Here is a 12,693-nt window from a genome sequence, read left to right on the forward strand (position 1 = left end):
CGGCGCTCAGATCGCGCAGCCGACCTCGCGGTACATGTAGTGGGTCATCACGTACACGCCGAGGATGATCCCCGCGCCGGCGAGGAAGGAGTGGACGGAGAGCAGCGCGACGCCGGAGAAGAGGTTCGCGATGTTGCAGCCGGCGGCGAGGCGGGAGCCGACGCCCATCAGGAGTCCGCCGACGGCGTAGTTCGGGACGCGGTTCAGCTTCGGCTTCCGGACCCGGAAGTCGCCGGAGGCGTACGCGGCGACGAAGGAGCCGACGACGAGCGACGCGATCATCACCATGTCGATGGTCAGCGAGATGTCCCCGTCGCGGAACAGCACGGAGCCCCAGTAGTCCACGCTGGCGACGTCGAAGCCGGTCCTGGCCAGCAGGTAGCCCGCCCAGCGCGCCTCGCTGCCGGTGATCGCCCAGTGGCCGTGCACGTAGAACCACAGGCTCGCGACGAGCGCCATCGCGACGCCCGCGGTCCGCGCGTCCCACGGGTCGCGGAGCCGGACTTTCAGCGGTCGGTCGTCCTCGCGGAACCCGCGGACGTACGCGACGGTGCCGTCGGCGATGCCGTGCAGGCCGGTCGAGACGGCGGAGAACGTCCGGGAGGCCCCGATCGCGGCCTGCGCTCGCGTGTCCGCTCCCACGCCGGTCCCCCCGGAGGGGTCGTCCGGAAGCTGGCTGCGTCCCTTTACGAACGCGTACGCGAGCGTCCCGAGCGCGACAGTGGCGGCGCCGATGACGGCCGGGGAGAACGGCAGCGAGAGGTACAGCGTCTGTCCCTCGAACGGGTTCAGCGTCGCGAAGTAGTACGTCTCCGCGACGGGGAACGCGAACGCGAAGAGGACGTAGCCGACGAACATGAAGAGGAGGACGAGCCAGAACTGGAGGTACCCCTGCCCGGCGCGGTAGAGCGTCCCGGAGGCGCAGCCGCCGGCGAGGGTCATCCCGAGTCCGAAGACGAAGCCGCCGAACAGCGACCCGAGCCCCCACGCGGGCGTCCAGAAGCCGCGGAAGTAGCCGAACGTGGCCTGGAGGCTCCAGAACACGGTCATCACCGCGATCCCGGCGAGCAGCCCCTTCAGCACGCGGGTGTCCTTGAACGCGACGAAGTCCCGGAACGCGCTGACGAAGCAGAACCGCGCCTTCTGTAACAACACGCCGAACGAGAGCCCGACCGCGATGGATATCCCGACGTAGGCGACGGGCGAGAGCATCATTACCGGAACCGAGTGCGCCCGCCCCTAAAACCTCGCTGAAGACGGTAACGGTGCGTCCGAGTCGGAGGAACAAGCAGTAATTGCCGGCACGTGGCACACGGGGCAACGAAGAGCGCGTCCGGGAGCCCTTTAGGCGCGAGTCGCGTCGTGGAGGTATGAGCGACGACTGCGGCTGCGGGACGAACGACGCGGCGCCGGACGCCTCGGGCGACCCCACCCCGGGCGCCTCGGACGGCGCGGCGCCGCGCCCGGCGAAGGGGGAGGAGCTGGCGAACGACGCCAGACGGAACCCCTTTTCGGACGGAATCGACCGACGGCGGCTGCTTCAGGCGTCGGGGGCCGTCGGTGCGACGACGGCGCTGGCCGGCTGTTCGGGCGGCGGCGACGGAGCCGACGCCGAGCCGACGGTGTTCGTGTTCAACAACGGGGACCGGACGGTGAGCGTCATCGACGCCGAGTCCGACGAGCTGCTCTCGTCGGTGTACCTCGACACGACCGCCTCGTTCCCGGCGAACCAGTACTCCACGGGGGTCGACGCCGACCACGACGTGCTCTGGCTGAACGTCTCCGGCGGCGTCCGCGCGTTCGACCAGCGCACCCTCGAAGAGGTCGCCTTCGTCGAGACGGGGTACGGCCCGAACTACCCGAACCTGACGCCCGACGGCGACCACCTGCTGATCGCGTCCGGAGGGACGACCGGCATGGACCCCGAGGGCGACGAGGCGCACGCGATCTTCCGCGTCGACGCCGACCGCGACAGCGACGCCTTCGGCGAGGTGACCGACGAGATCGAGACGGGCTACGTCGGCCCGTGCGACATGACGCTCGGCCCCTACGGCGAGTACGCCTTCGTGGTCGACGTGGCCGACGAGGCGCTCCGCGTGCTGAGCGTCGACCCGTTCGAGACGGTGGCGCGCGTCGACGCCGGCGAGCCGGTCACGGAGGAGGGGAAGGTCCTCCCGTTCATGTGCACCGCCTCCTTCGACGGGGAGCTCCTCCTCGTGGCGAACGGCGAGGGGACGCTCGGCGGCGAGCCCGAGGTGCCCCGCGAGGGATCCGAGAGCGTCTGGGACGTCTCCGACCCCGAGAACCCGGAGGAGATCGCGAAGATCACCCGCGACGACGGACTCCCGGGCGCGCCGATCACGAGCGAGGTCGCGCCGGACAACACGGCGGCGTACCTCTTCATCCCCGGCGAGGGCGTCGGCGTGATCGACCTGGAGTCGAACGAGTACGAGACGACCCTCGACGTCGGCGGCAGCAGCATCGCCGGCGCGTGGGGGCCGAACCGCGAGAAGCTGTACGTCCCCGTGCAGGACGCGAACCAGGTCGCCGTGATCGAACACGCGAGCCGCGAGGTCGTCGCGACGATCGACGCGGGCGAAGCGCCCACCGGCGCGGTCGCCGGCACGGTCAGACCCCAGGACGACGCGATGGCGAGCATCCAGGCCCGGCTGGCCTCGCTCGGCGTCTCCTTCGGGGACCGGGAGGCGTCGTGGTGCATGGACGACCACTGCTACTGCGGATAGATGACTCACGATAACACGCCGAACGACGAGCGAATCGACGGGACCGAGAGCGATGCGGGCGCGCGGGACGGAACCGAGAGCGGACCGGACCCGGCGTCCACCCGCCGCGGGCTCCTCCGGGCCGCGGCCGGCGCGACCGTCGCGGGCGCGGCGAGCACGGCCGGCTGTCTCGGGGTATCGACCCCGGCCGACGTCGCCGCCCAGAACGAGGTGACGGGTAACGTCGCCCACTTCGTCGGCCCGAGCTGGCTGGCCGACAACCGCGACGACGTCGTCGTCCTCGACGCCCGCGACGCCGAGCGGTTCCGGACGGAGCGGATCTACGGCGCCCGCCGCGTCCCCTTCGACGCGATCACGAGCCGGGAGTCGACCGACGCCGGGCTGATCCCGGATGCCGAGGCCATCGCGGCGGCGTTCGGCGAGGTCGGCGTGTCCCCCGACGACGACGTGCTCGTCTACGGCGCGAGCGTCGGCTCGCGGGTCACGCGCGTCGCGTTCGCGCTCGCCGCGGTCGGGCACGCCGGCTCGATTCGGGTGCTCAACGGCGGGCTCTCGGGGTGGAACGGTCGGCTCGGGACCGGCTCGCGCGACCGCGTCTCGCCGGCCGAGTACGAGCCCGACCCCGCCGAGTCGACGCGGGTCACCCGCGAGTGGCTCGCCGACCGCGTCGGGACGTTCAACGACGACGGCCCCGGACTCGTCGACGTCCGCGTCGCGGAGGCGTACGTCGGCGCCGCGGGGGCCGACGCCCTCGACCCGGACAACGACCGGCACGGGCACCTCCCGGGCGCCATCGGCGTGCACTGGGTCGGGAACGTCTCCGGCCGGCGGCTGACGGAGCCGAGTCGCCTCGTGCAGCTGTACGAGGCGGAGGCCGAGCTCGACCGCGAGAGCACCGTCGTCGTGTACGGCGGCGAGAACGTCGACCCCACGTCGACGTGGCTGACGCTGCGAGCGATCGGCTTCTCCGACGTCCGGCTGTACGACGGCGGCTTCGCCGAGTGGGCGAACGTCGACGGCGACCGCGGACGGTACCCCGTCGAGACCGCGACGAACGTCGTGATCGAGACGGACGGAAGCGTCGGCGAGGACGGGGGCGGCGGCGACTTCTCCTGTACGGGATGACCGCGGAGAACGCCGCCGGCGACGGCGCCACTGCCGACACCCCGCCGGACCGCGTCGTCGCGGTGGCCTGCGAGGGCGACGACGTCCTCGCGCTGTTCGCGCTCGACACCGGCGAGCCGCTCGGCGAGGTCCCGGTCGGGAGCCACCCGGTTCACGCGAAGACGCACGGCGGGTCGACCTTCGTCGCGACCATGGGCGAGCGGGCGGTCACCGCCGTCGACCCGACCGGCGGCGTCGTCCGCATCGAGACGGGCGTCCTCGGCCCCTCTCACTTCGCCGCCGCGAACGGCGAGCTGTTCGTCTCCTGTACCGCGGGCGACGCGCTCGCCGTCATTGACCCGGAGGAACTGGCGCTCGTCACCCGGATCGCGGTCGGCGCGGAGCCCCACGAGGTCGCCGTCTCCCCCGACGGCCGGCGGCTCTACGCCGGCAGCCGCCGGGACGGCGTCGTCGACGTCGTCGACCCCGCGCTCCACGAACGGATCGGATCCGTGGACGTCGGCGGCGACGCCCGCGTACAGGGCGTCGCGGTCGGTCCCGACGGCCGCCGCGGCTACGCCGTCGATCAGCGGAACGCGCGGGTGGTCGCGTTCGAAACGGGCGGCGGAGGTGCGCTCCCGGCCGACCCCGTCCTCGGCGCCGCCGCGGTCGGCACGGACCCGTACGACCTCGTCGTCACCGGCGACCGAGCCTTCGTCCCCGGGCGCGCCGACGGGGTCGTCCACGAGTTCGACCGCGACCTCGAACTCGTCGCGGTCCACGAGGGGTTCACCCGTCCGGTGGACCTGTTCCGCGTCGGCGGCGAGTGGTGGGTGCTCGACGCCGAGGCCGACCGCCTCCGGTCGCTCGGGGGGTCGGTCGTCGAGACCCCGGCGCCGGGTCTCGTCGCCACGCGCGTCGGCGACCGGCTCGTCGTCTCGCACTACGACGACGGCCTGATCTCGCTCGTCGACGTCGACGGGGGGGCTATCTGGACCGCGGAGACGGCCGCGTACCCGTTCGGCTCCGTCGTGGTCTGAGCCGATCCACCTCCGGTACGGAGGGGGCGCGCGTCACAGACGACGGGAAACCCTGCCGCTGTCCGTGGGGCCATCCTGCGTCCCGCCGACGTCGGACCATGAAGGTCGCCTACGTCTTCGCGACGGCCGGACAGACCATCGACTACGTGCTCGGGGACATGATCCTCCCACAGCTGGAGGCCGAGGCCCACGGCGCCGACGTCGTCGGGATGTTCTTCTTCCACGACAACACCTACGCGCTCCGCGAGGACGACCCGCTGGGCCGGCGGCTCTCCGACGTGGCGGCCGAGCAGGAGATCCTGCTCATGCTGTGCGACCAGTGCGCGACCCGGCGCGGGCTCGCGGAGTTCGACCACACCGACGAGCACGGTCGCGACCACTACGAGGCGACGAACACGGTCGAGGGCGCCACCGTCGGCTGCTTCCCCGACCTCTACGCGGCGCTCGGCGAGGTCGGCGTCGACCACGTCATCACGCTCTGAGACCGCCCGCACCGTTCGCGGCTCGGCATGCGGCCCGCACGTCGGCCGGAGGTTGATATCTCTGGGCGTGGTCAGGAATGGCATGCAGGAGTTCGACTTCCTCGTGATCGGGTCTGGGTCGGGACTGGACGTGGCGAACGCGATGGCCGGGCGAGGGAGTTCGGTCGCGGTCGTCGAGGAGGGACGGCTCGGCGGGACGTGTCTCAACCGCGGCTGTATCCCCTCGAAACGGCTGCTGTACCACGCCGAGGTCTTAGAGACGATCGAGGCCGCAGGCGCGTTCGAGATCGACGCCGAGGTGCAGGCTGTGGACTTCGCGGAGATCGTTCGAACGGTCAACGAGGACGTCTCGGGCAGTTCCGAGTCGATCCGAAAGGGGCTCACGTCCTCGAACAGCCACGACCTGTTCTCTGGGACCGGGCGGTTCGTCGACGACCGCACGGTCGAGATCGTCGACGGCGACGACGAGGGCGCCACGCTCCGCGCCGAGACCGTCCTCGTCGCCACCGGAACGCACCCCTCGGTCCCGCCGATCGACGGGATCGATGACGTCGACTACCTCACGAGCACGGAGGCGCTCCGGCTGGAGACGGTACCGGACCGCCTCGTGATCGTCGGCGGCGGGTACATCGCGGCCGAACTCGGCCACTTCTTCGGGACGTTCGGCAGCGACGTGACGATCGTCGGCCGGCGCGAGCACCTCCTCCCGGAGGCCGACGAGGAGGTCGGCGAGGCGTTCACCGACCGCTTCGCCGACCGGTTCGACGTGTACACCGGGTACGAGGCCGTCTCGGCCGAGGAAGCCGACGGCGAGGTGACCGTCGAGGCCCGGCCGTACCCCGGGGCCGACTCGGTCCGCGCGAGCGGAGAGACCGTTGGCGCTCCCGAGGAGGTGGAGCGCGTGTCCGTTTCGGGCGACGCGCTCCTGGTCGCCGCGGTCCGCCGCCCGAACACCGACGCGCTGAACCTCGACGCGACCGGCGTGGAGACGGACGAGCGGGGGTTCGTCGAGACCGACGAGTACCTGCGAACGGACGCCGAGGGGGTCTGGGCGCTCGGCGACGTGGTCGGCGAGTACCTGCTGAAACACAGCGCGAACCACGAGGCGAGGGCCGTGATCCGGAACCTGCTCGGCGACGACCCGGAGCCGGTCGACTACTCGGCGATGCCGTTCGCGGTGTTCGCTTCGCCGGAGGTCGCCGGCGTCGGCGCGCGCGAGCAGGACCTCCGGGAGGCCGACGCCGACTACGCCACCCGGACCTACGCGTACGACGAGACGGCTCGCGGCAGCGCGATGCACGCCGAGGGATTCGTGAAGGTCCTCATCGATCTGGACGGCACCATCGAGGGCTGTCACATCGTCGGCCCCGAGGCGTCGAACCTGATCGAGGAGGTCGTCGTCGCGATGACCGCGGGCTCGGGGACTGTCCAAGACATCCGGGACGCGGTCCATATCCACCCCGCCCTCTCCGAGGTCGTCGATCGGGCCTTCTCGGGACAGTTCTCGCGCGGCGGACACGACCACCCCGGTCATTCGTGATCCACCGCGGTCATCGTGATACGTCACCGCATGCCGATCCGGCGTCCCGAACACACACCCGCGGGCGGGTTTTGTAGGGTGACGCTTATAAGAGAACACGATGGCAAAAGCAGCAATCGTGATTCTCGCCGGCAACGAATCGCACGCCGACTACGGTCGCCTCGCGAACGGGCTGGAGGCCGCGAAGGAGTTCGCCGAGAACGACGACGACGATCTCGAACTCATCTTCGACGGCGCCGGGACCCAGTGGATCCCGGAGCTGGAAGACGAGGAGAGCGACTACCACGAGCTCTACCAGGCTGTCCGCGACGACACGGCGGTCTGTGACTACTGTTCCGGCGCGTTCGGTGTCGAGGAGGCGGTCGCGGACGCCGGGCTCGTCACGCTCGACGAGTACGACGGACACCCGAGCATCCGGTCGCTCGTCGACGACGACTACGAAATCATTACGTTCTGACTCGGACCGCCGATCGGGACCGCCTATATCTCGAAGTCGGGCGTGTCGAACGCGCCCTCGTCCGCCTCGACGTCGTACCCCTCGATCGCGGTGAGCGCGACGTCGAGCGTCGTCTCCGGGCCCCACCGACCCGTGTTGATTGCGAGGTCGTAGATGGAGCGGTCCGAGAGGTCGATCCCGTAGTACGACTTGTACCGCTTCTCCTCGATCACCTCGCGGACCTGCATCTCGGAGGTCATCTCCTCGCGGTCGAGCGTGCGGTCGGCGCGCACCTCGTCGGGGGCGTCGAGCCAGATCCGCACGTCGGCGCGGTTCCCGGCGATCCACCCGGCGAGCCGCGACTCCAGGACGAACGCCTTGTTCGCCGCGCCCCACTTCTCGGCGATCCGACGGAGCCGGCGGTCGAGCGCGCGGTCGATCTCCTCGGACTCGCCCGTCTTCGCGATCAGCTGCGAGAGGCTCATGTCGCGCTCGGCGGCGATCTCGCGGAACAGCTCGCCGCCGGAGACGTAGCCGCAGTCGAGCGCCGCCGCCAGCCCCTCGACCAGCGTCGTCGCCCCGCAGCCCGGCGGTCCCGAGACAGTGACGAACAGGTTGCGGTCGATGTCCCGCTCCGCCGTCCGCGAGGTTTCGCTCATACGTGCGGCGTCACGGACGGATCGCGGATAAACGGGCCGGTTCGCGCACCGCCACCGACACAACCGATATGCCGTCGCACGCCCACGTACGTCACAGTGAGCGAACTCACGGAACGCGGCGCGGCGGGCCCGTCGGCGCGGGCGCTCCTCTGTGAAGCCCTCGCCGGCGAGGCGAAACACGCCTCTGGCAGTCGGGCGAAGTCCGACGACGACGGGCCGTCGGTCGAGTTCGACCCGGAGACGGTGCCGCTCCCGGACGCCGACGTGCTCGACCGACTCTCGCCGCCGGTCCGCCGCTGGTGGGTCTCGGAGTTCGGCGCCTACGTCGGCGAGAACGGCGGCTTCTTCACCCCGCCGCAGCGCGAGGCGATCCCCCACGTCGACGCCGGCCGGAACTGCCTCGTCGCCGCGCCGACCGGCAGCGGGAAGACGCTCGCCTCCTTCACCGCCGTGCTCGACGACCTCTTCGCACGGGAGCGGGCGGGAGAGCTGGAGAACTCCGTCTACTGCCTGTACGTCTCGCCGCTGAGGTCGCTCGCCAACGACATCAAGCGGAACCTGGAGGTCCCGATCGAGGGGATCGCGGCGGAGACGGCCTCTCGCGGCGACGAGTCTCCCGACCCCGGCGTCCGACAGGCGATCCGCCACGGCGACACGAGCACGGCGGACCGACAGGCGATGCTGGCGGAGACGCCGCACGTGCTCAACACCACGCCGGAGACGCTGGCGATCCTGCTCAACTCCCCGAAGTTCAAGGAGAAGCTCCGGACCGTCGAGTACGTCATCGTCGACGAGATCCACTCGCTGGCGGCGAACAAGCGCGGCACCCACCTCGCCGTCTCGCTGGAGCGGCTGACGGACCTGGCCGACGGCTCTCCCACGCGGATCGGCTGCTCGGCGACGGTCGAGCCGCTCGACGAGGTCGCCGAGTTCCTCGTCGGCCGCGAGCGCGTCGCCGGCGAGGTCGGCGACGAGGCGGGGCTCGAACCCCGCCCGTGCGAGCTGGTGGACGCGCGGTTCGTCCGGGAGTTCGACCTCGAGCTTCGGACGCCGGCGGCCGACCTCGTCCACACGCCGCGCTCGGTCGTCACGGACCGCTTCTACGAGTCCCTCAGCGAGCTGATCGAGTCCCACGAGAACACGCTGGTGTTCACGAACTCCCGGTCGGGCGCGGAGCGCACCCTCCAGGGGCTCCGCGAGCGGTTCGGCTACGACGAGTCGAACTCGGGCTGTCACCACGGGAGCCTGGGCGAGGGCCAGCGTACCCGGATCGAGGAGGGGCTGAAGGAGGGCTCGCTCGACGTGGTGACCACGTCGACGAGCCTGGAGCTCGGCATCGACATGCCGCACCTCGACCTGGTGGTGCAGGTCGGCTCGCCGAAGTCGGTGTCTGCGCTGCTCCAGCGCGTCGGGCGCGCGGGCCACAGCCCCGGCGAGACGGTCGAGGGGCGGGTGTTCGCGCTCGACCGCGACGAGTTAGTCGAGTGCGCGGCGATGCTCGCCCGCGCCGAGGACGGGTTCGTCGACCGCGTGTTCCTCCCGGAGGGCGCCTACGACGTGGCCGCTCAGCACGTCTACGGGATGGCGATAAACCGGATCCGACCGGACCGAGAGATTCGGGAGACGCTCCGGCGCGCGCACCCGTACCGCGAGTTCGACGAGGCGGAGTACGAGCGGCTCATGCGCTACCTCACGGCCGACTACGAGGGGCTCGAGGACCGGAACGTCTACCCGAAGGTGTGGCGCGACGAGAACGACCCGCCGGGCGGCCCGCATCACCGCGAGGAGCATCCGGTCGGCGAACTCCTCGTCGGGAAGCGCGGTCGACTGGCGCGGGTGATCTACATGACGAACGTCGGGACGATCCCGGACTCGTTCAGCTGTCGGGTGCACACGCGCGACGGCGAGGCGGTCGGGACGCTCGACGAGAGCTACCTCGACACCCTCGATCCGGGCGACGTGTTCGCGCTGGGCGGCGAGCGGTTCGCGTTCCGGTACCGTCGCGGCTCGAAGGTGTACGTCGACCGGACGAGCGAGCGCCCGACCGTCCCCTCCTGGTACTCCGAGCGGCTCCCCCTCTCCTACGACCTCGCGCGCGAGACGCTGGCATTCCAGGGCCAACTGCTCGACCGGCTCGAAGACGGGGGGCCGCCCGCGGTCCGCGCGTGGCTACGAGAGCTCCCCCTCGACGGGAGCGCGGTCCGGGCGATCACCCGGATGTACGACGAGCAGGTCGCGTACGCGGGCGCCGAGAGCGTCCCCACGCCCTCGCGGCTCGTCGTGGAGGAGGAGCTCGACCGCGCCGCGTACAAGCGCCGGTTCTACGTCCACTCCAACTACGGCCGGCGGTTCAACGACGGGCTCTCGCGGCTCGTCGCCGCGGCGGTCGCGAACCGCACCGACGCCAACGTCTCCGTCGCGGTCGCGGACCGCGGGTTCTCGCTCGCGCTCCCGCTGAACCGCAAGGTCGACGTCGCCGCGATCCTCCGCGACCTGGACCCCGAGACGGTCCGCGACGACCTCCGCGAGGCGGTGCGGGGGACCGACCTCCACCAGCGCTACTTCCGGATCGACGCGGCCCGCTCGCTCCTCATCCTGAAGCGGTACAAGGGGTACGAGAAGACGGCGGCCGAACAGCAGGTGTCGGCCGAGATGCTGCTCTCCTTCGCGGACGAGCTCGACGAGTTCGCCGTCGCGGAGGAGACGTACCGGGAGCTGTTGGAGGACCGGCTCGACGTCGCCGGGCTCCGCGAGGTCCTCGGCAAGGTCGCGGGCGGCGACCTCGAGGTCGTCCATCACGCCGTCGACTCGCCGACGCCGCTCTCCTTCGGCCTCGCGACGCTCGTCGACTCCGACACGGTGCTCGCGGACGACGAGTCGGCGGTGCTCCGGGAGTTCCACGCCCGCGTCACGGAGTCGATCGAGGAAGGCGACGACGGACGGTAGGCGGAACCGGAAGCGACTGGCGCTCACGGCCGGGGTGAGGCTGTGGGGAGCACGTCGGGGAGCCCGTCGAGGATCAGGTCGGTGTAGTAGAGGAAGACCGCGAGCGCCGCGACCGAGAGGAGCAGGAGGAACAGGAGGATCAGGCGCTCGTCGCTGCGAACGACGGCGCGGGCGTCGCCGAGGAAGCGCGCGAGGGATCCAGCCGGTGACATCGGCGGTCCCTACGCGCGCGGCGCTTTAAAACGGTCGCCCGGAGGCCGCTCAGTCGGTCTCGGCCGTCGGCGTCTCCGACCGCGACAGCGGCTCGCCGTCGACCGGCGCGTCGGGGTTGGCGTCGACCGCCGCCTCGCTGAGACCGAGCCGGGCGTCGACGTCGACGTCCTCTCGGACGTGGACCGTGCCGCGGTGGATCGCGATGGCGTCCGCGAGGTGGAGCCGGACCGAGTCGAGCAACACCGCGGCCTCCAGGGGCTGCCCGCGGCGCTTGATCTCGTCGACGTCGGCGCTCGGGGGCACGTCGAAGGCGCGCTGGGCGATCACGGGCCCCTGGTCGAGGTCGGTCGTGACGTAGTGGGCGGTGACGCCCGCGACGCGGACCCCGGCGTCCTTCGCCTGTCGGTACGCCTCCGCCCCCGGGAACGCCGGTAGGAGGGACGGGTGGACGTTGATGATCCGCCCCTCGTACCGGAAGACGACCTCGGGCGAGAGGATGCGCATGTAGCGGGCCAGCGCGATGAGGTCCACGTCGTACTCGGCCAAGAGGTCGAGCAGACGGCCCTCGTCGGTGTTGCCGCCGCCGTCGCCCACGTCGTAGAAGGGCTTGTCGTAGCGCTCCGCGAGCGAGCGGAGGTCGCCGCGGTTGCCGATCACGACCGGGATCTCCGCCTCCTCGCCGTCGTCGGCGAGGGCGCCGCGCGCCTCCGCCTCCAGCAGGGCTTCCGGCGCGTGGGTCTCCTTCGTGACCAGAAGGGCGATTCTGCGGGCGTCGCGGTCGCTCGGGAACCGCACCTGGATGTCGACGTCCAGCTCGCGACCGAGCTCGGCGAGCGCGCGCCGGAGCTCCCCGCGCGAGGTCTCCATCTCCGAGGCGTCCACGCGGGTCGTCATCCGGAAGACGCCCTCGCGCACCGCCTGATCGAGGTCCTCGATGTTGATTCCGCGCTCGAACAGCAGGGAGGTGACCCGCGCGATGAGTCCGGTCTTGTCTCCTCCGACGACCGTGATCTCGGTCAGTTCGCGGGTCATGCGACGATCACCTCCGATGGTTCGAGCGGCTGCATACACCCCATCCAAGTCGCGGAGGGGTTTGCCCCTTTCGTTCCGGGGAGAGCCGACCGTCCGCGGGATCGACCGAAATATATCCACGAATGTGGATAGAAGAGACGTTCCAAAACCGTTTTTACACACGACTCCGCAGTGTCAGCCATGACGGCATACACCGCCACGGTGACGGTCCGGCTGAAGCGGGGCGTCCTCGACCCGGAGGCCGAGACGACTCGGCGGGCGCTCGAACGCCTCGGGTTCGAGCTGTCGGCCCTCCGGTCGGCCGACCGCTTCGAGGTGGACCTGGAGGCGGCCGACGCCGACGAGGCGGCCGACCGCGCCGACGAGATGGCCGAGCGGCTGCTCGCGAACCCGACGATCCACGATTACGACGTCGCGGTCGCCGAGCGATGACGGTCGCCGTCTCGACGACGTCGATCGTCACCGGCGCGGACGCCGCCGAAGCCGCCGCGGCCGAC

The 12,693-nt window shown here is 71.0% G+C and carries 12 protein-coding genes; 8 read left to right on the forward strand and 4 right to left on the reverse strand.

Going from position 1 to position 12,693, the window contains the following annotated elements; all coding sequences use genetic code 11:
• Nucleotides 1–6: 6 nt before the first annotated feature.
• Nucleotides 7–1,215 carry a YeeE/YedE family protein gene (locus U4E84_RS01450; RefSeq protein ID WP_322530316.1) on the reverse strand — a complete coding sequence of 403 codons (1,209 nt, stop codon included), beginning with the start codon at nt 1,213–1,215 and terminating at the stop codon, nt 7–9.
• Between the two features lie 155 nt (nt 1,216–1,370).
• On the opposite strand from U4E84_RS01450, the gene U4E84_RS01455 reads away from it, so the two are divergent.
• The 6 genes from U4E84_RS01455 (at nt 1,371) to U4E84_RS01480 (ending at nt 7,367) form a co-directional block, all read left to right on the forward strand.
• On the forward strand, nt 1,371–2,744 hold the full coding sequence (locus U4E84_RS01455) for a twin-arginine translocation signal domain-containing protein (protein WP_322530317.1): 1,374 nt from the start codon (nt 1,371–1,373) through the stop codon (nt 2,742–2,744).
• Nucleotides 2,745–3,869: a rhodanese-like domain-containing protein gene (locus tag U4E84_RS01460; RefSeq protein WP_322530318.1), complete on the forward strand. Its 1,125-nt coding sequence runs from the start codon at nt 2,745–2,747 to the stop codon at nt 3,867–3,869. It begins immediately after the preceding gene.
• Complete coding sequence (locus tag U4E84_RS01465) at nt 3,866–4,888, forward strand: YncE family protein (protein WP_322530319.1); 1,023 nt, start codon at nt 3,866–3,868, stop codon at nt 4,886–4,888. Before U4E84_RS01460 ends, U4E84_RS01465 begins: the two co-directional genes overlap by 4 nt.
• 98 nt (nt 4,889–4,986) lie before the next feature.
• Nucleotides 4,987–5,370 carry a SaoD/DsrE family protein gene (locus tag U4E84_RS01470; RefSeq protein ID WP_322530320.1) on the forward strand — a complete coding sequence of 128 codons (384 nt, stop codon included), beginning with the start codon at nt 4,987–4,989 and terminating at the stop codon, nt 5,368–5,370.
• 82 nt (nt 5,371–5,452) lie between these two features.
• Nucleotides 5,453–6,910 carry a dihydrolipoyl dehydrogenase gene (locus U4E84_RS01475; protein WP_322530321.1) on the forward strand — a complete coding sequence of 486 codons (1,458 nt, stop codon included), beginning with the start codon at nt 5,453–5,455 and terminating at the stop codon, nt 6,908–6,910.
• A 100-nt stretch (nt 6,911–7,010) separates the two neighbouring features.
• A complete protein-coding gene (locus U4E84_RS01480) occupies nt 7,011–7,367 on the forward strand; it encodes a hypothetical protein (RefSeq protein ID WP_322530322.1) in 357 nt (118 codons plus the stop codon).
• A 23-nt stretch (nt 7,368–7,390) separates the two neighbouring features.
• Here U4E84_RS01480 and cmk read toward each other — a convergent pair whose 3' ends face one another.
• Nucleotides 7,391–8,005: a (d)CMP kinase gene (gene cmk, locus U4E84_RS01485; RefSeq protein ID WP_322530323.1), complete on the reverse strand. Its 615-nt coding sequence runs from the start codon at nt 8,003–8,005 to the stop codon at nt 7,391–7,393.
• A 96-nt stretch (nt 8,006–8,101) separates the two neighbouring features.
• On the opposite strand from cmk, the gene U4E84_RS01490 reads away from it, so the two are divergent.
• Entirely contained in the window at nt 8,102–10,951 is a 2,850-nt protein-coding gene (locus U4E84_RS01490; protein ID WP_322530324.1) for an ATP-dependent helicase, read from the forward strand.
• 23 nt (nt 10,952–10,974) lie between these two features.
• Here the strand turns inward: U4E84_RS01490 and U4E84_RS01495 are convergent, their stop codons facing one another.
• Nucleotides 10,975–11,163, reverse strand: coding sequence for a hypothetical protein (locus tag U4E84_RS01495; RefSeq protein WP_322530325.1), 189 nt, complete (start codon nt 11,161–11,163; stop codon nt 10,975–10,977).
• Nucleotides 11,164–11,212: 49 nt separating this feature from the next.
• Nucleotides 11,213–12,196, reverse strand: a complete 984-nt coding sequence (locus U4E84_RS01500; protein ID WP_322530326.1) for a formyltransferase family protein — start codon at nt 12,194–12,196, stop codon at nt 11,213–11,215.
• 180 nt (nt 12,197–12,376) lie between these two features.
• Here U4E84_RS01500 and purS point away from each other — a divergent pair, with 180 nt between their 5' ends.
• Nucleotides 12,377–12,628 carry a phosphoribosylformylglycinamidine synthase subunit PurS gene (gene purS / locus U4E84_RS01505; RefSeq protein ID WP_322530327.1) on the forward strand — a complete coding sequence of 84 codons (252 nt, stop codon included), beginning with the start codon at nt 12,377–12,379 and terminating at the stop codon, nt 12,626–12,628.
• Nucleotides 12,629–12,693 lie beyond the last annotated feature (65 nt).

This window comes from Halorubrum sp. AD140 (assembly GCF_034497445.1).
Lineage (GTDB): Archaea > Halobacteriota > Halobacteria > Halobacteriales > Haloferacaceae > Halorubrum.

What these genes read in the sequence shown, in the direction of transcription:
- U4E84_RS01450 (WP_322530316.1), bottom strand. Translation starts at nt 1,215, where the DNA reads ATGATGCTCTCGCCCGTCGCCTACGTCGGGATATCCATCGCGGTCGGG.
- U4E84_RS01455 (WP_322530317.1), top strand. Translation starts at nt 1,371, where the DNA reads ATGAGCGACGACTGCGGCTGCGGGACGAACGACGCGGCGCCGGACGCC.
- U4E84_RS01460 (WP_322530318.1), top strand. Translation starts at nt 2,745, where the DNA reads ATGACTCACGATAACACGCCGAACGACGAGCGAATCGACGGGACCGAG.
- U4E84_RS01465 (WP_322530319.1), top strand. Translation starts at nt 3,866, where the DNA reads ATGACCGCGGAGAACGCCGCCGGCGACGGCGCCACTGCCGACACCCCG.
- U4E84_RS01470 (WP_322530320.1), top strand. Translation starts at nt 4,987, where the DNA reads ATGAAGGTCGCCTACGTCTTCGCGACGGCCGGACAGACCATCGACTAC.
- U4E84_RS01475 (WP_322530321.1), top strand. Translation starts at nt 5,453, where the DNA reads ATGCAGGAGTTCGACTTCCTCGTGATCGGGTCTGGGTCGGGACTGGAC.
- U4E84_RS01480 (WP_322530322.1), top strand. Translation starts at nt 7,011, where the DNA reads ATGGCAAAAGCAGCAATCGTGATTCTCGCCGGCAACGAATCGCACGCC.
- cmk (WP_322530323.1), bottom strand. Translation starts at nt 8,005, where the DNA reads ATGAGCGAAACCTCGCGGACGGCGGAGCGGGACATCGACCGCAACCTG.
- U4E84_RS01495 (WP_322530325.1), bottom strand. Translation starts at nt 11,163, where the DNA reads ATGTCACCGGCTGGATCCCTCGCGCGCTTCCTCGGCGACGCCCGCGCC.
- U4E84_RS01500 (WP_322530326.1), bottom strand. Translation starts at nt 12,196, where the DNA reads ATGACCCGCGAACTGACCGAGATCACGGTCGTCGGAGGAGACAAGACC.
- purS (WP_322530327.1), top strand. Translation starts at nt 12,377, where the DNA reads ATGACGGCATACACCGCCACGGTGACGGTCCGGCTGAAGCGGGGCGTC.